The sequence below is a fragment of the Streptomyces sp. NPDC008121 genome (genome assembly GCF_042957155.1).
Taxonomy (GTDB): Bacteria; Actinomycetota; Actinomycetes; order Streptomycetales; family Streptomycetaceae; genus Streptomyces.
In genome coordinates this window covers 224,533-244,206 of the sequence record NZ_JBIBHT010000002.1, presented here as the reverse complement: position 1 = coordinate 244,206, position 19,674 = coordinate 224,533, and the positions used below count along the sequence as shown (strand labels likewise).

At 71.9% G+C, this 19,674-nt stretch carries 15 protein-coding genes; 9 read left to right on the top strand and 6 right to left on the bottom strand.

What is annotated here, in order from left to right; all coding sequences use genetic code 11:
* Nucleotides 1-163 precede the first annotated feature (163 nt).
* The 4 genes from ACFZBD_RS06740 to ACFZBD_RS06725 all read left to right on the top strand — a co-directional run bounded on the left by ACFZBD_RS06740 (nt 164) and on the right by ACFZBD_RS06725 (nt 5,347).
* The gene (locus ACFZBD_RS06740; protein ID WP_391136613.1) at nt 164-1,582 is read left to right on the top strand and encodes an extracellular solute-binding protein; all 1,419 of its coding nucleotides are present in this window, start codon (nt 164-166) and stop codon (nt 1,580-1,582) included.
* A gap of 138 nt (nt 1,583-1,720) precedes the next feature.
* Nucleotides 1,721-2,680, top strand: coding sequence for an ABC transporter permease subunit (locus tag ACFZBD_RS06735; protein WP_391136610.1), 960 nt, complete (start codon nt 1,721-1,723; stop codon nt 2,678-2,680).
* A 15-nt stretch (nt 2,681-2,695) separates the two neighbouring features.
* Complete coding sequence (locus ACFZBD_RS06730) at nt 2,696-3,571, top strand: ABC transporter permease subunit (RefSeq protein ID WP_391136607.1); 876 nt, start codon at nt 2,696-2,698, stop codon at nt 3,569-3,571.
* Between the two features lie 171 nt (nt 3,572-3,742).
* The gene (locus ACFZBD_RS06725; protein WP_391136604.1) at nt 3,743-5,347 is read left to right on the top strand and encodes an alpha-amylase family glycosyl hydrolase; all 1,605 of its coding nucleotides are present in this window, start codon (nt 3,743-3,745) and stop codon (nt 5,345-5,347) included.
* Nucleotides 5,348-5,392: 45 nt separating this feature from the next.
* Here ACFZBD_RS06725 and ACFZBD_RS06720 read toward each other — a convergent pair whose 3' ends face one another.
* From ACFZBD_RS06720 to ACFZBD_RS06710, 3 genes are all read right to left on the bottom strand, one after another.
* The gene (locus ACFZBD_RS06720) at nt 5,393-6,277 is read right to left on the bottom strand and encodes a geranyl diphosphate 2-C-methyltransferase (protein ID WP_391136601.1); all 885 of its coding nucleotides are present in this window, start codon (nt 6,275-6,277) and stop codon (nt 5,393-5,395) included.
* Nucleotides 6,278-6,291: 14 nt separating this feature from the next.
* A complete protein-coding gene (locus ACFZBD_RS06715; RefSeq protein WP_391136598.1) occupies nt 6,292-7,572 on the bottom strand; it encodes a family 2 encapsulin nanocompartment cargo protein terpene cyclase in 1,281 nt (426 codons plus the stop codon).
* Between the two features lie 86 nt (nt 7,573-7,658).
* Nucleotides 7,659-9,086, bottom strand: coding sequence for a family 2B encapsulin nanocompartment shell protein (locus tag ACFZBD_RS06710; RefSeq protein ID WP_391136594.1), 1,428 nt, complete (start codon nt 9,084-9,086; stop codon nt 7,659-7,661).
* Nucleotides 9,087-9,451: 365 nt separating this feature from the next.
* Here ACFZBD_RS06710 and ACFZBD_RS06705 point away from each other — a divergent pair, with 365 nt between their 5' ends.
* Nucleotides 9,452-10,030, top strand: a complete 579-nt coding sequence (locus tag ACFZBD_RS06705; protein ID WP_391136591.1) for a GNAT family N-acetyltransferase — start codon at nt 9,452-9,454, stop codon at nt 10,028-10,030.
* A gap of 67 nt (nt 10,031-10,097) precedes the next feature.
* On the opposite strand, the gene ACFZBD_RS06700 is transcribed toward ACFZBD_RS06705, so the two are convergent.
* Nucleotides 10,098-10,556, bottom strand: a complete 459-nt coding sequence (locus ACFZBD_RS06700; RefSeq protein ID WP_391136588.1) for an RICIN domain-containing protein — start codon at nt 10,554-10,556, stop codon at nt 10,098-10,100.
* 447 nt (nt 10,557-11,003) lie between these two features.
* Between ACFZBD_RS06700 and ACFZBD_RS06695 the strand changes: the two genes are divergently transcribed.
* The 3 genes from ACFZBD_RS06695 (at nt 11,004) to ACFZBD_RS06685 (ending at nt 14,760) form a co-directional block, all read left to right on the top strand.
* Nucleotides 11,004-12,257, top strand: a complete 1,254-nt coding sequence (locus tag ACFZBD_RS06695) for a hypothetical protein (RefSeq protein WP_391136585.1) — start codon at nt 11,004-11,006, stop codon at nt 12,255-12,257.
* A 197-nt stretch (nt 12,258-12,454) separates the two neighbouring features.
* The gene (locus tag ACFZBD_RS06690) at nt 12,455-13,252 is read left to right on the top strand and encodes a serine/threonine protein kinase (RefSeq protein ID WP_391136582.1); all 798 of its coding nucleotides are present in this window, start codon (nt 12,455-12,457) and stop codon (nt 13,250-13,252) included.
* On the top strand, nt 13,249-14,760 hold the full coding sequence (locus tag ACFZBD_RS06685) for a protein kinase (protein WP_391136579.1): 1,512 nt from the start codon (nt 13,249-13,251) through the stop codon (nt 14,758-14,760). Before ACFZBD_RS06690 ends, ACFZBD_RS06685 begins: the two co-directional genes overlap by 4 nt.
* Nucleotides 14,761-14,905: 145 nt before the next feature.
* Here ACFZBD_RS06685 and ACFZBD_RS06680 read toward each other — a convergent pair whose 3' ends face one another.
* Entirely contained in the window at nt 14,906-15,697 is a 792-nt protein-coding gene (locus tag ACFZBD_RS06680) for a peptidoglycan DD-metalloendopeptidase family protein (RefSeq protein WP_391136576.1), read from the bottom strand.
* A 223-nt stretch (nt 15,698-15,920) separates the two neighbouring features.
* Between ACFZBD_RS06680 and ACFZBD_RS06675 the strand changes: the two genes are divergently transcribed.
* Entirely contained in the window at nt 15,921-17,297 is a 1,377-nt protein-coding gene (locus ACFZBD_RS06675; RefSeq protein ID WP_391136573.1) for an SH3 domain-containing protein, read from the top strand.
* Between the two features lie 110 nt (nt 17,298-17,407).
* Here ACFZBD_RS06675 and ACFZBD_RS06670 read toward each other — a convergent pair whose 3' ends face one another.
* Nucleotides 17,408-19,561 (bottom strand): TrkA C-terminal domain-containing protein, encoded by a 2,154-nt coding sequence (locus tag ACFZBD_RS06670; RefSeq protein ID WP_391136570.1) that lies wholly within the window; start codon nt 19,559-19,561, stop codon nt 17,408-17,410.
* Nucleotides 19,562-19,674 lie beyond the last annotated feature (113 nt).

Sequence of the window (19,674 nt, the reverse complement as noted above, 5' to 3'; positions counted from 1 at the left end):
GGGACCGCCGCGTGATCCCGATTCCCTGCGCTTGTCTGTCAAACAATTACGAAATTGGCGCGAGATCTTGCGTTCACTTGTCGGCGGTGGTTGAGTGTGCCGCGCCCCACAACGCACCGGCGGTGGGGTGAACTCCACGTCCTTGGCCCGAAGGGGACCACCCATGAGAAGTGCTCGGTTCCGCCGCACCCGCCGCGCCAGCGCGGTCACCCTCGTCTCCGCCCTCACGCTCACCGCGCTCGCCGCCTGCGGCACGAGCAGCAGCGACACCGACGGCGACGGTGGTTCCGAAGGCGCCGGGTCGTCCGACCCCGCCGCCCCGCTCGACCCGCAGACCAAGGTGACCCTCACCATCGACTGCATGCCGCCCACGGCGAAGGCCGCCGAGCTCAGACAGTGGAAGGAGGACGTCGCCACCTTCAACAAGACCTACCCGAACATCACCATCGAAGGCCGCTCCACCCCCGGCCAGTGCCTGGAGCCGCCGCGCTTCACCGCGATGCTCAAGGCCAAGTCGCAGCCGGACGTCTTCTACACCTACTTCACCGACCTGCCCCAGGTCCTCGACAACGACGGCGCCGCCGACATCACCGCCTACGTCAACGACAAGACGGTGCCGCTGCTGAAGGACATCGACCCCGACGTCCTCGCCTCGCTCAAGCAGGACGGCAAGCTCTACGGCCTGCCCACCAGCAACTACCGGATGGGCCTCCTCATCAACCGCAAGCTCTTCCAGCAGGCGGGCCTCGACCCGGACGCCCCGCCGCGCACCTGGGACGAGGTCCGCACGGCCGCCAAGAAGATCGCCGGCCTGGGCCAGGGCATCGCCGGCTTCGGCGAGTACAGCGCCGGCAACACCGGCGGCTGGCACTTCACCGCCCAGATGTACAGCGTCGGCGGCGACGTCGTCGACGCGAGCGGCAAGAAGGCCGCCTTCAACACCGACCTCGGCAAGCAGGTCGCCAGGAACCTCCACGCCATGCGCTGGGAGGACGACAGCATGGGCAGGACCCAGCTGCTCAAGTGGGGCGACCTGCAGAAGCAGATCGCCACCGACAAGCTCGGCATGTTCCTTGCCGCACCCGACGACATCGCGTACATGGTCCAGCAGCTCGGCGCGAAGTACGAGAACTTCGGCATGGGCCCGATACCCGGCGAGCGGGCCACCCTCGCCGGCGGCAACGACTACATGATCAAGAAGGGGATCTCCGGCGACAAGATCAAGGCCGCGATCGCCTGGCTCAACTTCAAGAACCTCTCCGTGGGCAAGGGCCAGTTCGACTGGGCCCGCAGCAAGAAGGACGGCCTGCCCGTCGGCGTCCCGCAGCCCAACTTCTGGCTGAACGGATCCAAGGCCACCGACGACGCCGCCCGCGTCACCCACGCCACCATGCCGGTCGCCAACTTCAAGGCCTACATGGACAACCCCGTGGCCGGAAAGGCGGAGCCGCCGAAGGCCCAGGAGGTCTACAAGGTCCTCGACAACGTGATGTCCGGCATCCTCACCAACAAGGACGCCGATGTCGACAAGCTCCTCGCCACCGCCGAAGCCCAGGTCAACCAGGTCCTGGCCCACCCGTAACGGGACCGCGCGGGGGCGGTGACCGAGCACCCGCCCCCGCCGCGAGCACCGCGCCCGCCCCCGTACCGGCGCCCACCCCGACCGCCCGTGGCAGCGCCCGCGGGACCGCAACCGGCAGACCAGCACCAAGGAGCGACGATGTCGGCCCCCAGTCTGACCCCGAGCAAGGCGGACGCCCCCCGCCCCGCACCGCCTAGCGCACCCGGCCCGCGGCCGGCCGGCGGCCGCTTCGCCAAGAGCCTGCGGCGCAACCTCACCGCCCACGGCTTCCTCATCGGCGCGGTCCTCTGCTTCGCACTGTTCTCCTGGTACCCGATGGTCAGGGAGTTCGTGCTCGCCTTCCAGAAGACCGAAGGCGGACAGACCACCTGGGCCGGCCTCGACAACCTCGCCACCGTCGTCAACGACCCCGCCTTCTGGCAGGCCTGGCGCAACACCCTCCTCTTCACCGTCCTGGCCCTGGTCTTCGGCTTCGCCGTCCCCTTCGTCGTCGCCCTCGTCATCAACGAGTTCCACCACGGCCAGGGCTACCTCCGGCTGCTCGTCTACCTGCCGGTGATGCTGCCCCCCGTCGCCGCGGTGCTCCTCTTCAAGTACCTCTACGACCCCGGCTACGGCCTGCTCAACGAGCTGTTCCGCTTCCTGCACCTGCCCGAACAGCAGTGGCTCCAGGACCCCGACATCTCCATGCTCGCCGTCGTCATCGCCTCGACCTGGATGAACATGGGAGGCGCCGCCCTCATCTACCTCGCCGCGCTCCAGGGCATCCCCGGGGAACTCTACGAAGCGGCCGAACTCGACGGCGCCGGCCTGCTGCGCAAGATCTGGCACGTCACCATCCCGCAGACGCGGCTCATCCTCTCGCTGATGCTCCTCATGCAGGTCATCGCGACGATGCAGGTCTTCGTCGAACCGTTCCTGCTCACCGGCGGCGCCGGCCCGGAGGGCTCCACGACCACGGTCGTCTACCTCATCTACCAGTACGCCTTCAACTTCAACGACTACGGAGCCGCCGCCGCGCTCGGCCTGCTCCTGCTCGTACTCCTCGCCGGATTCTCGGCGGCGTACGTGAAGCTGAGCCGCGCCGAGGACGAGTAGGCAGGGGAGACCACCATGTCCACACGCACCCTCATCTCACCGGCCCAGCTCGCCCGACCCCGCGGCAAGGCCCTGTACTGGGTGACCTTCACCCTGGTCGTCGGCGGATTCACCCTGCTCTTCCTCGGCCCGCTCTACTGGATGGTGTCCAGTGGATTCAAGGACCCCCAGGAGGTCGTCCAGACCCCGCCGACGCTGGTGCCCGGCTCCTTCGCACCGGAGAACTACACCCGCGCCTGGGAGGTCATGGACCTCGCGAGCCTGCTCTTCAACACGCTGTACTACGCCTTCGGCGCCCTCGCCTTCCAGCTCGTCCTGGACGTGGCGGCGGCCTACTCCCTTTCCAAGCTCCGTCCGGTCCTCGGCAAGGCCATCCTCGGCATGATGCTGGCGACGCTGATGATCCCGGCGACGGTCCTGGTCGTCCCGCAGTACCTCACCGTGCTCGACGTGCCCCTCGTGGAACGCAACCTGCTCAACAGCCCCTGGGCGATCTGGCTGCCCTCGGTCACCAACGCCTTCAACATCTTCCTGCTCAAACGCTTCTTCGACTCGATCCCGAAGGAGCTCCTCGACGCCGCCTCGATGGACGGCGCCACCCCGATGCGGGTGCTCTGGTCCATCGTGCTGCCCATCTCGCGGCCCATCCTGGGCGTGGTGTCCATCTTCGCCGTCGTCGGCGTCTGGAAGGACTTCCTCTGGCCCATGCTCACCCTGCCCGACCCCGCCAAACAGACCCTCAACGTCGGCATCTACTCCCTCTCCAACGGCGTCCCCGTGAACGTGCTGATCGCCGCGCTCACGATCGCCTCCCTGCCGACGCTGCTCATCTTCCTGGTCTTCCAGCGCAACATCATGAGCGGACTCACCGCCGGCGGACTCAAGGGCTGACAGCGGACCACCGCCCGGCCCCTTCGCCCGGGCCCGCTCCTACGCGCTCCGATCCGGGGCCACCCGCACCGGCCCCGCGCACCCTCCACAAGCCTTCGCCGCCGGACCGACCGACGACGCCCCGCCCACCGGTCCGGCGGCGAAGCCCCACCCTGCCCGAAAGGACCTCACGTGGCAGCCCCTCACTCGCCCCGCACCGACGACTGGTGGCGCGACGCCGCCATCTACCAGGTGTACCCACGCAGCTTCGCCGACGGCGACGGCGACGGCACCGGGGACCTCGCGGGCGTCCGGACCCGACTGCCCTACCTCGCCGAACTCGGCGTCGACGCGCTCTGGTTCACCCCCTGGTACCTCTCGCCCCTCGTCGACGGCGGCTACGACGTCGCCGACTACCGCACCATCGACCCCGCCTTCGGCACCCTCGGCGAAGCGGAGAAGCTGATCGCCGAAGCCCGTGAACTCGGCATCCGCACCCTCATCGACATCGTCCCCAATCACGTCTCCGACCGGCACGCCTGGTTCCGGGCCGCCCTGGCGGCCGGGCCGGGCAGCCCCGAGCGGGCCCTCTTCCACTTCCGCCCCGGCCAGGGCGAGAACGGCGAACTCCCGCCCAACGACTGGCCCTCCCAGTTCGCCGGCCGCACCTGGACCCGCGTCCCGGACGGCGAGTGGTACCTCCACCTCTTCGCCCCCGAACAGCCCGACCTCAACTGGGCGCACCCCGCCGTCCGCCAGGAACACGAGGACGTCCTGCGCTTCTGGTTCGAGCGCGGGATCGCGGGCGTACGCATCGACTCCGCGGCCCTGCTCGCCAAGGACCCGGCGCTCGCCGACTTCGAGGAGGGCGTCGACCCCCACCCGTACATCGACCGCGACGAACTCCACGACATCTACCGCTCCTGGCGCGCGATCGCCGACGAGTACGGAGCCGTCTTCGTCGGCGAGGTGTGGCTCCCGGACTCCGAACGCTTCGCCCGCTACCTCCGCCCCGACGAACTGCACACCGCCTTCAACTTCTCCTTCCTCGCCTGCCCCTGGGACCCCGACCGGCTGCGCCGCGCCATCGACGACACCCTGGCGGAGCACGCCCCCGTCGGGGCGCCGGCGACCTGGGTGCTGTGCAACCACGACGTGACGCGGACGGTGACCCGCTACGGCCGCCACGACACCGCGTTCGACTTCGCCACGAAGGCCTTCGGGACCCCCACCGACCTCGGGCTCGGCACCCGGCGAGCCCGCGCCGCCGCCCTGCTGACCCTGGCCCTCCCCGGGTCGGTCTACCTCTACCAGGGCGAGGAGCTGGGCCTGCCCGAGGCGGACATCCCCCTCGACCGCATCCAAGACCCCATGCACTTCCGCTCCGGAGGCACCGACCCCGGCCGCGACGGCTGCCGCGTCCCGCTGCCCTGGGCCGCCGACGCCCCGTACGCCGGCTTCGGATCGCGATCGGAACCCTGGCTGCCGCAGCCCGAGGACTGGCGGGAGTACGCGGCGGACCGCCAGAGCCTCGACGCCGACTCCATGCTCACCCTCTACCGCTCGGCACTCCGGCTGCGCCGCGAGACCCCCGGGTTCGGCGACGGACCGCTGCGCTGGCTCCCCGCCGCCGACGGCGTCCTGGCCTTCGCCCGCACGGACCGACTGGTGTGCGTGGTCAACCTCGCGCCCGGGCCGGTCGGGCTCCCGCCGCACACGGAGGTCCTGCTGACCAGCGGCCCACTGCACCCGGACGGCACGCTCCCCACGGACACCGCCGCCTGGCTGCGGACCTGACGGGCAGGCTCCGCGACCAGGCGGCGGTCGGTCTCACGCGGTCGGTCAGACGCGATCGGCCGCGATGAGGACGTACTGGAAGGAACCGTCCCTGTACGAGTTGATGAACGCCTCCTCGATGCCGGTGACCAGCGACGACGTGGCCCGCAGCTCCCAGTAGGGGAGGGTCTCGGGCGTCAGGTCGATGACGGCCTGCGGCACCAGACGGTTGTCGGCCATGGCGCGGAGGTACTCCCGGCGGGAGTGGATGTTGCACTCGAAGTGCGCGTTGATCTGGGAGACCCACTTCGACGGCTGGCCGTAGCGGGGGTTCCAGCAGCCGGTGATGGTGACGTACCGCCCGCCGACCTTGAGGACGCGGGAGTGCTCGGCGAACAGGTCGTGCAGATCGACGTACATGCTCGACTCGTTGTTCCACGAGGCGGCGGCCAGGCCGGTCTCGAACGGCGTGTCGAGCATGTTGCACACGCGGGCCTGTACGTGGTCCTCGATGCCGAGTTCACGGGCGCGCCGGTTGGCGAACTCGGCCTGGGTGGTCGAGAGGGTGACGCCCTCGACCGTGCAGCCGAACCGCTGGTGGGCCATGACCATCGAACCGCCCCGGCCGCAGCCGGCGTCCACGAGCGTGTCGCCGTCCCCGACGGCGCCGAGGTGGTCCAGGAGGATGTCGGTCTGCGCCGACTCCAGGCGGTGCAGCTCGGCGATCAGCCGCTTCTCGTACTCGGCGTCGTCGCTGCTCCCGAGGGCCGCGTGGTCGACGTCGCCGATGCCGTAGTGGTGGTGGTAGAGCCCGTCCACGTCCCCGAGACGCAGGTTGACGGGCCTGGCCTCCTGGTTCCAGTACCGGGCGATGTCCCCCTGGTAGGGGGACGCCGGCGCCGGGATGAACGCGGAGGTGCCGGTGGAGGTGTTGAACTGGGTGCTGGTCACGGGTAAGTCCTTCTCTACCAGAAGTCGGGCAGGCTGTAGCGATAGGTGTTGGTCTGGTGCCAGTGGTGGTTGCCGTCGACCCACGCGGCCACGCCGCGCAGGAAGCGCTGCAGGCTCGGGACCGGGCACGCGGCGGCGAGGACGGCGGCCTCGGTCTCGAAGCCGTGCATGAGGTCGTTGTGGACCTCGACCGCCTTCAGATAGGCGTCCCGGTCGGAGCGGTTCTCCCGGGCGGCGATCACGACTGGCAGATTGAGGTGCGTGCCGGGACTGGCGAGCTCTTTGGTGTACGAGTACAGGTCGTTGACGATCGTCGTCGCGTTGCCGGCGAGGGCGATGACGCGCTGCAGGGCGGGCTGGGCGTGCAGGTCGGCCGGCAGCTCGTAACCGCCCACGGTGTCGGTGATGGTGGGGCAGGGGCGGAAGTTGTTGAACTGGCGCATCGCCAGGTACTCCCACACCTCGGGGACGTGATCCGTCTCGGCCCAGGCGGCCTCGGCGAGGTACCCCATGTGCAGCCGGGCCATGTCGTGCCGGAAACGGTCCGCCTGGGAGGCCGTCGCCTGCCGGACGAAGTACTCCATCGCCGAGCGGTACGCCCGCCGGGGCGCGTCCGCCTGGAGGGACTCGGTCCACTCCGGCGCGTACTCCTCGGTGGTGTGCAGCGGGTCGAGCGCCGTGTGCGCCAGCAGGAGCCGGCTGCCGAGACCGATGGGCGACCCGCCGTGGTCCTCGCAGTAGCAGTCGTCGACGGCGTTCTCGGCGACCATCAGCCGGGTGGCGATCATCAGGTGGTCGACCGTCGGGGCGTCGGGGTGGCAGGCGACCATGTAGCGGCCGACGGAGAACCCGTCGAACTGGTCCTCCCACTCCGGCGGCACCGCCTGGACCTCGTCGACCGCCCAGTCCCTGATCCGCCGGCTGACCTCCTCCACCCGTGCGGGGTCGGGTTCCGGCACCGGGTGGTGGTAGAGCCCGGGGATCGGGGTTCCTTCCGCGGCCTCCGCGGGTGCCGGTTCCGCGGGGGGCGCCGGCGGGGCCTCGCGCGGGGCGAGGCGCAGGCCGGCCGTGCCCAGTCCGCTCGGCCCGAGCGGGACCCGCCCCCGGGCGGGTCCTTCCCGCCCGGGCAGCGGCAGCGCGTCGCTCGCGGGCGGGGTCGCCGGCATGGGTTCGGTCCCGACGGCCGGCGCGTGGGCGGCGCCGAGCGCGTGGGCGAGGCCGAAGGTGTGGGCCCCGAAGCGGGCCGCGGCGGCGGGCACGCTCGACTGCAGAGGGGAAGGCCCAGGATCGGGCATCCGGAACTCCTCGATGAGGTGGGTGAACGGCCCGGATCCCGGGCGCTCGCCGGCACGGGCCGGTCGGGGGAGGGGGAGCGGGAGGGTCAGTCGCGCCGACGGGCGATCTGCACGTTCTCCAGGACGCCGAGGGCGTTGGGAACGAGGACGGCGGCGGAGTAGTAGGTAGTGACCAGGTACGAGATGATCGCCTGCTCGTTGATGCCCATGAAGCGCACCGACAGACCGGGTTCGTACTCGTCCGGCAGGCCGGTCTGGTGCAGACCGATGACGCCCTGGTTGTCCTCGCCGGTGCGCATCGCGAGGATGGAGCTGGTGTTCTCCTTGCTGATGGGGATCTTGTTGCACGGCAGGATCGGGACACCGCGCCAGGCCGGGACCGACTGACCGCCGAGGTCGACGTGGTCGGGGTAGAGCCCGCGGGCGTTCAGCTCGCGGCCGATCGCCGCGATGGTCCTGGGGTGGGCGAGCAGCAGCTTGGTGCCACGACGACGGCAGAGCAGTTCGTCGAGGTCGTCCGGGGTGGGAGGGCCGGAGTGCGGCTGGATCCGCTGCTTGAAGTCGGCGTTGTGCAGGAGACCGAACTCCCGGTTGTTGATCAGCTCGTGCTCCTGGCGCTCGCGCAGCGCCTCGATGGTGAGCCTGAGCTGCTCCTCGGTCTGGTCCATCGGCCCGTTGTAGAGGTCGGTGACCCTGCTGTGGACGCGCAGGATGGTCTGCGCGACCGACAGTTCGTACTCGCGGGGGCGGAGTTCGTAGTCCACGAAGGCGCCGGGCAGCTCGACCTCGCCGGTGTGGCCGGCCGACATGGCGATCTCGGCCTCGCCATGCCGGTTCTGCCGCTGGGCGGGCAGCGAGGTGAAGTGCCGGAGGTGCTCCTGAAGCGCCGGCGCCGCGGCCACGACGGCGGCGAAGTCGGCCCGGGACAGGGTGAGGAGGGTGCCGGCGGTCTCGGCGGTGGCGGTGTAGTCCCACCTGGCATCGGCGTCCAGGAGGGCGTTCTCGCCGAACTGCTCGCCGTCCGCGAGCACCGCGACGGTGACCTCGTCGCCGTACTTTCCGACGGAGGTCTGGTTGATCCGCCCGTGGGCGATCAGATGGATCTGCTCGGACGGCGTCCCGCGCTCGACCAGCACCTCGCCGGCCCGGAAGTCCCGCTGCGCGCACCGCCCGGCGAGCCCGGTGAGCACCTCGTCGTCGTCGAAGCCGCGCAGCAGGGCGAGTTCGCCGAGCTCCCGCGGAATCACCCGGACGTCGCCGCCGTCCTGGACGAACTCGATGCGTCCGTCGCCGACGGTGTAGCTCAGCCGCCGGTTCACCCGGTAGGCGCCGCCCTTGGTCTCCACCCAGGGAAGCATCCGCAGCAGCCACCGGGAGGTGATCTCCTGCATCTGCGGAGCCGACTTGGTCGTGGTGGCGAGCTTGCGCGCGGCCGCCGTACTGAGGCTGGACTGCCGTGGCGGCGCGTCCCGTTGTGCCTCCGTGTGCGTGTCCGTCGTGGTTTCCACGGTCATCGGGCGAGCACTCCTTCACAGGGGGGAGCGATCGGCGCAGACGCACGCCAATCGGTGAAAGACGAGAAATCGGATGAACATCCGGGAATCCGTCCAGAACTCTGGGAACAGTAACGGCCGGTGCCCACGTCTGGCCCAGCAGGCCGTGAGCATTCCTCACATGCAGTGATCTTGCTCGGTCGGGTGTTTAACCGAGCGACCGACGACATCCGGCCATGCGATCGGCCGTATGCGGACGGGGCCGGCTCGGGACGGCACGGAGGGCGGGTGCGGAACCCGGCCCGGGGGGCTTAGCCCCGCGCACCCCGGCCGACGAGGGCGTAAAGCGGTGGACAGCGCCCGGCCACCGGGCGAGCATCTCCGCGATGGACAACGAACGCCCCTCTACACCCCGACGCGTCCGCTTCGTCCCGCTCGGCGCCAGAGCCCTGCGGGCGCTGGCCGACGGTGATCTCGCCGGCGGCAGCGCCGAGGCCGGTGTCGCCCTGGACGAACACTTCGTCGGCGACCGGGCCCGCGACATCTTCCGCTACCGCGCCGAGCAGTTGGCCGAGGACCCGTCCGTCGCGCCCTGGCTCACCCGGGCCGCGCTGTCCGAGCCGGACGGCACCGTCGTCGGCGACGCGGGGTTCCATGGACCACCGGACGAGGAGGGTGTGGTCGAGGTCGGCTACACCGTCGTGCCGCGGTATCGCCGCCAGGGGTACGCCCGCGCCATGCTGGCGGCGCTGCTCGACAGGGCCGCGGCCGAACCCGGTGTCAGGACCGTGCGGGCCACCGTCCGTTCCGACAACACCGCCTCCCTGGCCACCCTCGCGGGCTTCGGGTTCACGCGAGTCGGCGAGCGGGGGAACGAGCGCGACGGGCTCGCGCTCGTCTTCGAGGTCCCGGCCGACGGGCCGCGCGGCCGCGGCCGGGACGGGGGTCGTGCCCTCCGGCTGTGACGGGGGACAGCACGCATGCGCCCGCCGGTCCGACCGGCGGGCGCATGCGTGCTGTTGCGGGGAGGTATCAGAGCCAGCTCTGGGCCCGGGAGGCGTTGCAGGTCCAGGTACGGAAACCACCGGCGACCGTGTCGTCCATGCAGCGCGTGCTGCCCTGGTTCTTGAACTCGATGGTGCCGTCGTTCCACTTGCGGACGAACCAGCTCTGGAACACACCGTCGTTGCAGTCCAGGACGCGGAAGCCCACGTTGCTGTCGTCGATGCACTTGCCGGTCAGCACGTTCTGGAGCCGCCGGGTGCCGTCACCCCACGTCTTCACGGACCACTTCTGGGCGGCGGTGCCGTTGCACTGGAAGGCGCGCAGACCGCCCTCGTTGGTGTGGTCGATACAGCGACCGGTCTCCTGGTTCATGAAGGTGTTGACGGGGTCGGCGGTGGTCGCCGCCGAAGCGGTCGACGTCCCGGGCAGCAGGGCGAGGACGGCGACGGACGCTCCGATTCCTGCGGCGCGCTTGAGAACAGACACGTGACTTCTCCCTCGTTGGTGGTCCATGCCGATGGCAACGGGACAGAGTCTGCTGAGCGGTGAAGCCGGAGAACACCGGTAACGCTGCATATAGACACGGCGACGGAACCGTGCCACGGTGGGCGGTTTTCCTCCGCCACGTCCCCTCCGTCGAACTCCTCTGTCGAACCCCGGCGGCGCCATCGTCGGCGATCCGCCGGCAGCCACCTCGCGCCACCGCGGGACGCCCGTAACACGCGCCCACCCGCACGGTCGCCCCGTCAACTTCCGGATACCGCACCGCCCGGGAGGTCCGTAGCGTCCTGACGTCGGCCGCCCGGGCCCCGGCCCGCACCCGGCCCCGCCAGCGGGCCCCCGCAGGTGCCGGCACCGCCCGGCCGCCGACATCCGCAGCGAGACCGCCGCGGCCGCTGCCGAGGCGGACCGACCCCGAGGGGGAACCCGACCGTGAACAGTCCGACCACCCACCGCTCCGGACCTCCGGCACGGCTGCGGCGACTCGGTGTCGCCGGCGCCGCCGTCCTCGCCCTGGCCGCCACGGCCCTCGGCCTGACCGGGGCACCCCAGGCCCTCGCCGCGCCGTCCGCGACCCCGTCCGCGCCGACCCGCTCGGCGAGCGTGGACGTCCCCGCCGACGTGACCGCGGGCGTCGCGGTCTTCGACCGGACGACCGGCACCTTCAGCGAGCGGCACAACGAGAACGGGCAGTTCCGCTCGGCCTCGGTGGTCAAACTCCTGATCGCCCTGGACTTCCTGCGCACCCGCGATCCGCGCGACCTGTCCGGCCCCGACCGGACCCGACTCGACGCGATGCTGCGCAGCAGCGACGACGGAGCGGCCGGCTCCTACTGGAGCCTCGGCGGAAGAACGGCCATCATCCAGCGGACGGTGACGCAGCTCGGCCTCACCGCCACCACCAACCCGCCGTCCGGGATGGAGGACTACTGGGGTTACGTCGCGACCTCGGCCGCCGACACCGTACGGATCTACCGGTACATCCTGGAGACCGCCCCGGCGCCCGTGCGCGACTACATGATGGGCAACCTGCGGCAGTCGACGCGCTGCGGCACCGACGGCTTCGACCAGCACTTCGGCATCGCGGGCTCCTTCGTACGGCCGTGGGCGGTCAAACAGGGCTGGTCCGGATTCGGAGCCTCCGGCGGCTGCACCCCCAAGCCCCCGAGCACCGTTGCCGGACTGACCGGGGCCACCACCACGACCACGCCCCCCGCCCCGCGGGCCGCCGCACAGCCCGCGCCGCGCGCCGGCGCCGCCGTGGACCTGACCCGCGAGGCGCTGCACACCACGGGCACCGTGGGCGCAGGTGACCGCACCATCGTGGCCGTGTTCACCCTGCACCCCGACGGCACCCCCTACGGCACCGCGTACACCACGGTGAACCGGCTCACCCGCTCCCTCGACGTGCCCGGCGCCGTCCACCCGGCCGGGGCCTGGTTCGGCACCTGGGGCACGGGCGTGAACGTGCGCCCGCAGCCCACCACCGCAGGAACCCCGCTGACGACCCTGCCGGCCGGCGTGGAAGTCCTGGTCGGCTGCCAGAAGACGGGACAGCAGGTCACCATCCCGCCGTACACCAACACCTGGTGGGCGTACCTTCCGCAGTACGGCGGCTACATCACCAACATCTACATCACCTCGCCCGGCAGCCAACTCCCCGGCGTCCAGGTGTGCTCCTCCTGAAAGCGCAGGCCGGGCACGCCGGATGAGCAGCGCGGGGCCCCGTCGGGAACGACCTCGCACGGGGCCCTCCGCGGTGCTCCCGGACACACATGCCAACGTTGTCGAGCAAGACCGAGAACGCCCCGCGCACCCCTTCCCCACCGCGTTACGATGCCCGCCGGCCGATGACGGGCCGAAACGGGGAAGGAAGAACGTCGATGAGCGGCATACTGATCCACCTGCCGTCCGAAGAACGCACGGAGCCCACCACCACCTTGAGACTGGGGCCCGGTGAGGCCGCGCGCTTCGGCCGCGGCACGGCCTCCCACCCGGTCGAACTACGCCTGCCGGACCCGGCCGTCTCCCGGCTCGCCGGCGAGATCCGGGTGACCGACGACCACTGGCAACTCACCAACTTCTCCACCACACAGAGCTATCTGGTGGAGAACCCCGAAGGGGCGGGGGAGTACCTCAGGGTGCCGCCGCGCCGGTCGGGCGCGCCGATCCCCTTCGAGTTCGCGCGCGTCGTGCTGCCCACCCGGGGCTCCACGGTCAGCTTCCAGGTGTTCGCCCCCGACCACGTCTACCTCGACGCGGCCGATCCCGGCGGCAGATGGGGCACCGGAACCCTCACCGCCTACTCCCTGGACGAGACCGCCACGTACTTCCTCGTCCTGGTCGCCCTCTGCGAACCGCGGCTGCGCGACGAGTCGGCCGTCCACGTCCCCACCACCCCGCAGGTCGTCGAGCGGATCAGGAACCACCCGGCGCTGACGCGGCTGACGCCGAGGGCGGTCAGCGCCCACATCCAGTACCTGGCCGAGGAGAAGCTGCGGGTGCACGGCCCGCAGGACGCCCTCCCCGGACGCGGTGTGCGGCGCACCGGCAAGCGCGAGGCCGTGGTCGGCGTCGCCCTCCGCTTCGGCCTGGTCCGCGAGGAGCATCTGAGGCTGCTGCCGCCCCGGGCCCCGAGCGTCGCGCTCCAGGAGCCGGTGCGGACCGGAAGCGGAGGGTGAGCACGGCGGTGGAGGAGTACGACGGGACCGGCGAGACGGTCGGGCGGGTACCGCGCGGCTATCGCGTGGGCCGCTGGGAGGTGCTCCGGCCGATCGCCGACGGCGGCTGGGGACACGTCTACGAAGGCCGTGACACCGGGTCGGGGGAGGCCACGGGAGGGGACCGGGAGGCAGGAGAGGCGGAGGAGCCCGACGAGTCTCCCGACGAGGTTCCCGAGGCGGTTCCCGAGGAGGTTCCCGAGGCGGGGCGGCTCGTCGCGCTGAAGTTCCTGCCCACCTCGGGGCTGGCCCCCCGCCAGGCCGCGCGGTTGGCGGAGACCGCCCGGCGCGAGATCGAGTTCGGCCGCCGGGCGCAGCACCCCCGCCTGATGCGGCTGCTGGACTCCGCCGTGCTCGACGAACCCGACCTGCCCGGGCTCGACGGCGCCGTGGTGCTCGTCATGGAGCGGGCCGAGAGCAGCCTCCAGGACCTCCTGGACGCGGCGGACGGCAAGCCGCTGGCCGAGGCGGAGCGCGTGCTGTCCGAGATCTGCGAGGGGCTGGCCCATCTGCACGAACTGGGCTGGGTGCACGGGGACCTGAAACCGGACAACGTCCTGGTCATGGCCGACGGTGCGGTGCGGCTCTCCGACTTCGGCCTCACCGTCGAACTGGAGGGGACGCGCGGGACCCACGGCTACATCCCGCCGCTGGGTTCCCCGGACTATCTGCCGCCCGAGCGCTGGCGGGCGCCCTTGGGCGAACGCGGCGTGCAGGTACGGCCCAGCGCCGACGTGTGGGCGTTCGGCGTGATGATCCACCAGGTGTTCACCGGTGGCACCTCGCCCTTCCCGGGGGCCACCCCGAACTCCCGGGGGGCAGCCGTCCAGGAGTACGCCGAGGGCAGGGCGCCGCTGCGGCTCCATGTGGCGGTGCCCGAGTTCTGGCGGGCCATGGCGTCCGACTGTCTGCTCCCGGGGCACGCCGAGCGGTCGGCGCACACCGCGGCGAGTCTGCTGGAACGCATCCGGGCCGCCGGGCGCGGAGGCGGCCCGCCCGCCGCCGCACAGCGGGGCGGCAAGCGGGGCGCGGCGCTGGCCGTCAGCGCCGTGGTCGCCCTGGGCGGCGCGGCCGGCATCGCCTGGTGGCAGTGGGGCGGCGCCGAGGGCGACCCGCGGCGGGCGGCTCCGCCCACCCGGCTGACGGTGTTCAACGTGGACGAAGCGTGCCGGGAGCGCACGGACCGGGACCCGCTGTGCAGCCTGGGCCTGGCCATCGACCCCACGGCGCCGTACGTCATGGACAACGTCGTACGGACCCGGGTGTGGCACGGGGACGTGCTCACCGTCGAGTGCGCTCTGGCGCACGGCATCCCCGTCACCGACGAGGTCGGCACCAAGTCGTCCCGGTGGTACCGGGTCCGGCTGCCGACGGCGGAGCAGAAGCCGGCGGCCACGCCGGCGACGGCCTGGCTCCCCGAGGTACGGACCGAGAGCCGCCCGACGGTCCCGGCCTGCCCGGCGGCCTGACGGCGGTCAGAAACCGGCCCCGTCCGGCCCCACCGGGCCGTGCGGGACCGGCCGGATCCGGGCGCGGGCGTACGCGTGCGGGCGCCGCCGGGTCACGGTCACCGTGACCCGGCGGCGCCCGATGCCCGGCGGTGCGGGTGTCGTGTCAGGTGCAGGGGGTGCGTACGCCGCCGGTCTCGTCGCCCTTCAGGTAGATGCCGCTGACGTAGCCGACCCCGCCGGCGTTCAGGGGCAGTCGTACCCACTTGTCGTTGGTGACGCCCTCGGCGGTGACCTTCTGCCCGACGATCCAGCAGTGTGCCGGGTAGGACTGGTTCGGGTACACCTTGCTGACGGCGTTGCAGGTGGTGGAGGCACAGGACCGGACGTTCGCCTCGGCCCACGCCGTCACCGAGGAACCGCCGCCGCCGCCACCACCGGGCGTGCACGGCAGCCCCACCCCGCGGTCGCGCAGGTAGGGGACCGGGTCGATGCCGCGGACCGAGGTGGAGGTCCCGACGCGCACCCGCAGGTGCAGGTGGACGCCGGTGGAGTCGCCCTCCGAGCCCATGAGCGCGATGCGCTGCCCCGCGGACACCTGTTGGCCGACGGACACGTCACGCTGGTACATGTGGCCGTACTCGGTGACGGTGCCGTCCGGGTGCAGGATGCGGATCCACTGGCCGTAGCCCTGTGCGGGGCCGGAGTTGATGACCTCGCCGGGGCCGACGGCGTGGATCGGGGTGCCGAGTGAGCTCGCGATGTCGACACCGTCGTGGCTGCCGCTGTAGCCCTGGGTGACCACGCCCGCGGACGGGCAGGAGCCGGCGTAGGCGGTGGCGCCGGCGGGGCTCTTCGTCGCCGCGTGGCCGGGTGCGGCCACCGCCAGGGGCAGCAGCAGGGCCGCCGCGGCCAGCAGCGCCGCCCGCGGATTCATGCCGCGCAGACCAAGTCGCACGTGAGGTTCCTCCCTGGAGTACCGGCTCGTGACGAGCCGCGGGATCCGGTGCGGCGGCCCCCGCCCGTTGCGGGGCGCCCGGCCGGACGCCACGGACCCTAGACGCGCCGGGGACCGGGAGGGCATCCGTAAGTTTGCGGAATGACTCCGCCGGGAGCCTGCGGTAAACCCTGGAACGGCCGCTTCGCCGGCTCTCGTTCCGTAGTCATCAAGGGGGAATCCCGTGCATGTCGTATCCGCGCGTTCCCGGAGGCGTACGACGCCCCGGTGGACACGAATCCTCTGTCTGCTGCTCTTCGTGGTGGGCCTGACGGCTCCCGCCGCGGTCGCCGCGGAGGGTACCCAGGGCGCCGTCCGGCCCTTGGCCGACGGAAGGACGGCCGACGGGCAGCCGGCCGGCGTCTCCCACGGAGCGCCGGGCCGCGCGGGCGCCGGGAAGGCGCACGGCAGCTGGCGCATCGACCTGGCCGCGCCGAAGGCCGACGGGAGCAACATCGCCCGCCGTCAGGGCGGGATCACCGTCGAGGACGGCACGCGCCGCACCGCGTCGGCCCCCGCACACTCCCACGCCGTCTACACCTCCCCCGGCACCGACCTCGGCGGCCCGCTGACGGCGTTCACCGTGCAGACCTCGGCGCACGTCCCCGTCGGCACCCAGGTGCTGACGGAGGTGCGCGGCGGCGACCGCCCCGACGCGTGGACGCAGTGGAGAGCCACGGACCGCGCCGGTGCGGTACGGCTGCCCCGGGCGGTCACCCTGCTCCAGGTCCGGCTCACGCTCCTCGGCGTCCCGGGCGGTCAGGCGCCGACCGTGTCCGCCGTCACCGTCCGCGCCGCCGCCGAGCAGCCCGCGCCCCAGCAGGCCCCGGAGAACGGCAAGGCGGCGGCCGCCTCCGGCCCCACCTTCCGGCTGTTCGCCACCCGCGAGGGCCTGGTCGGCCACACCACCGCCAACGGCCACGTGATCAAGCCGCGCGACCACTTCGTGGCCCTGCCCTCGCGCCGCATGCTGGCGAGCAACGGCGGGAACGAATACCAGGTGCGGCTGTGCTACAAGGGCCGCTGCGAGACCGCGCCCGTGTGGGACGTCGGCCCGTGGAACACCAAGGACGACTACTGGAACCCGTCGTCGCAACGGGAGATGTGGCGCGACCTGCCGCAGGGCACCCCCGAGTCCCAGGCGGCCTACCTCAACGGCTACAACGGCGGGCTCGACGAGTTCGGCCGCCGGGTCGCCAACCCCGCGGGCATCGATGTCGCCGACGGCACCTTCTGGGACGGCCTCGGCATGTCGGACAACGACTGGGTGGACGTGACGTTCATGCCGGACGGTGGCGGTGGGGGCGACACGACGGTGACGGCGTGGGCCGAGGCGAACGTCCGGTCCTGTGCCTCCACCACCTGCAACGCCGTCAGCAAGGTGTACCCGAATCAGTCCTACCCGGCACACTGCTGGGTCGTCGGGCAGAAGGTCACCGCCGAGGGCGTCACCAACGACAAGTGGGTACGACTGCCCCTGAACGCCGGCGGGGTCGGCTACGTCAGCGGTATCTACCTGAAGGGCGACGAGACCGGCGGCGTACGCACCCCCTGCACCTGACCCCCGGCAAGCGCCCATTCGTACGCCCTGAGAAAAGCCCCGCCGCCTCTTCGCGCCTCCGCCCCTCCCGCGCGGTTCTCGGGAGGGGCGGAGGCGTGCGGGAGCGGCGGTCAGCTTTCCGCGATGACGATCACGCAGTCGTCCGGCCCGAACCGCACGCTCTCCCGCTTGTCCGGGTTGACCCGGACGCCGTAGGCCGGCCCGGTCGAGGCCTCGGCGCGCAGGCGGTATCCGATGGCGCATTCGTGTCGACGGCGCGCGGATTCGACGACGGTGGCGAAGGTGACCTCCCGGTCCGCCAGGACGTAGTCCGTGGCGGGCTTGAGGTGGATCTCGCTGCCGTCCGCGCTGAACAACTCGTCGAAGAGGGCCGCCAGATGCCGGTTCTCCGCGATCTGTGTCATCAGCAGGCTGATCAGCCGCCCGCTGACGATGAAGTCGGCACCCTCCCGCACCGGCGCGAGCACGCGGTTGCGGTCGTCGGTCATCTCCGTGATGACGGGCAGCTCCCGCCGGGCGGACTCCTCGATCGCCCGCAGGTGCAGCAGCGTCACCAGCGTCCGGTCGTCCGTCTCCGCCTCCTCCGTCGCGGGCCCGCTCTCGTCCCCGATGACCATGACGCTGTCGTACGACGGGACGTCCAGCGCGGCCAGCGTCGCCTGCTCGGTGATATCGCCGCCGTGGTGACGCACCAGCAGACGCGTGAGCTGTCCGCCGGCGGCGCCCACCCCCCGGAGCGTGGCCTCGTCGCCGAGGGCCACGACGTCGAGGGTGGATCCGGGACGTACGTACTGGTCGAGCTGTTCGATGATCAGCGGGGCCCGGCGGTTCCAGCCGAGGAGCAGCAACCGCTCGGCCGCCCGGGCACGGGCCCGTACCGTGACGACGGCGGCCTCGTCGACGGATGCGGCGGGTGAGACTGGTGGGACGGGAGCCGCAGGGGCCTGGTGGGCGACGGGCGCGGTCGGGGCGGGGGCCTTGGTGGGCGCGGCGACGCCGACCGGCCGCAGGGCACCGTCCTCGGCTGCGCCCCCCGACTGCACGTCGCCTCCGGCCCCCACGCCACTGCCGGCCCGCATGTCGCCTTCCGCCCCGGCTCGGGCCTCGGGGATGACGGCGGCGCCCGGGGCGGTGCGGGAGGCCGGCACGGCCTGGGACGGGACGGCGCCGTCCGGGAGCCGAGCGGTGTCGTCGTCCTCGGTGATGACGATGAGGCGGTCACCCTCGGTGATCCGGGTGTCCGGATGCGGGTTGAGGCCGATGCCCCCGTCGGCGTGGACGAGGCCCACCACCGAGGAGGTGGCGAAGGCGGCGAGCGCCTCGCCGAAGGGGCGACCGGCGAGCGCGCCCGCCGGTACGACGTAGAACTCTGCGCCCGCGAAGTCGAGCAGCTCCTGGTAGACGAGGGAGAGCCCGGGCTGGCGGGAGGTCTGGACGAGCAGCCGGGCGACGATGTCGTCGATGCTGAGGACGTGCCCGTGCCGGCCTGCCGCGAGGGTGGCGGCCGGGTGGTGCCGGGGATCCCGTACCGCCGCGACGACGACGCGGTCCGCGGAGCCCGGACCGATCGCGTCGAGGGCGAGGAGCGTCTTGACGACGTGGGCATCGCCGTTCCGTCCGCCGGGCGGCAGCACCAGGACCGCCCTCGCCGTGTCCGGGCTCACCAGCGCGACGACCGTCGGGTCGGTGGTGGGGCCGCTGCGACAGATGACACGCGTGGTCCCGCTGTCCGGGACATGGCCGGCGATCTCGGCGTCCATCTCGGCCTTGTCCTTGTCGGCGAGGACGGCGACCGCCGCCCGACGTCGGTTGGCGTTGGCCGCCACCAGCTCCGTGACCACCGGGAACACCTGGTCGGACCAGCCGAGCAGCACCGTGTGCCGCTCCTCCAGCACCACCGACCGGCCCAGCCGCAGGGCGAGGAGGCGCTCGCTGAGGCCCGTGGTGATCAGACCGACCAGCGCCGACACGAACAGCAGGGTCACGAGCGCCAGCAGCACGGACGTCAGGACGTAGAGCGGAGGCCCGACTTCGCCGCCCAGCCGCAGCGTGCGGCCGACGTTCTGCCACACGGCCGCCAGGCGGCCGGAGAAGGTGGGCGGCGCGGCGCGGTCCGCCCAGACGAGGACCACACTCGTCGGGACGACGATCGCCAGGCACACCAGCGAGAGCCAGCCGATGAGCGCGGGAGTGCCGTAGGCCATGAGATTGTCGAACCCGTACCGGAGACGCGACCGGGTACGGGACGCGCGCGGTGCTGCCATGGGCCCCCCTGAACGACTGCTGGACGAACACGCCTCCTCCGCACGCGTGTCAGACCTGCGGCAGGAGAACAGTGCCGTTCGGCATGACGTCCGCCTTCCCTGACGATGCGCTC

What these genes read in the sequence shown, in the direction of transcription:
- ACFZBD_RS06705 (WP_391136591.1), top strand. Translation starts at nt 9,452, where the DNA reads ATGGACAACGAACGCCCCTCTACACCCCGACGCGTCCGCTTCGTCCCG.
- ACFZBD_RS06735 (WP_391136610.1), top strand. Translation starts at nt 1,721, where the DNA reads ATGTCGGCCCCCAGTCTGACCCCGAGCAAGGCGGACGCCCCCCGCCCC.
- ACFZBD_RS06690 (WP_391136582.1), top strand. Translation starts at nt 12,455, where the DNA reads ATGAGCGGCATACTGATCCACCTGCCGTCCGAAGAACGCACGGAGCCC.
- ACFZBD_RS06670 (WP_391136570.1), bottom strand. Translation starts at nt 19,561, where the DNA reads ATGGCAGCACCGCGCGCGTCCCGTACCCGGTCGCGTCTCCGGTACGGG.
- ACFZBD_RS06730 (WP_391136607.1), top strand. Translation starts at nt 2,696, where the DNA reads ATGTCCACACGCACCCTCATCTCACCGGCCCAGCTCGCCCGACCCCGC.
- ACFZBD_RS06710 (WP_391136594.1), bottom strand. Translation starts at nt 9,086, where the DNA reads ATGACCGTGGAAACCACGACGGACACGCACACGGAGGCACAACGGGAC.
- ACFZBD_RS06715 (WP_391136598.1), bottom strand. Translation starts at nt 7,572, where the DNA reads ATGCCCGATCCTGGGCCTTCCCCTCTGCAGTCGAGCGTGCCCGCCGCC.
- ACFZBD_RS06740 (WP_391136613.1), top strand. Translation starts at nt 164, where the DNA reads ATGAGAAGTGCTCGGTTCCGCCGCACCCGCCGCGCCAGCGCGGTCACC.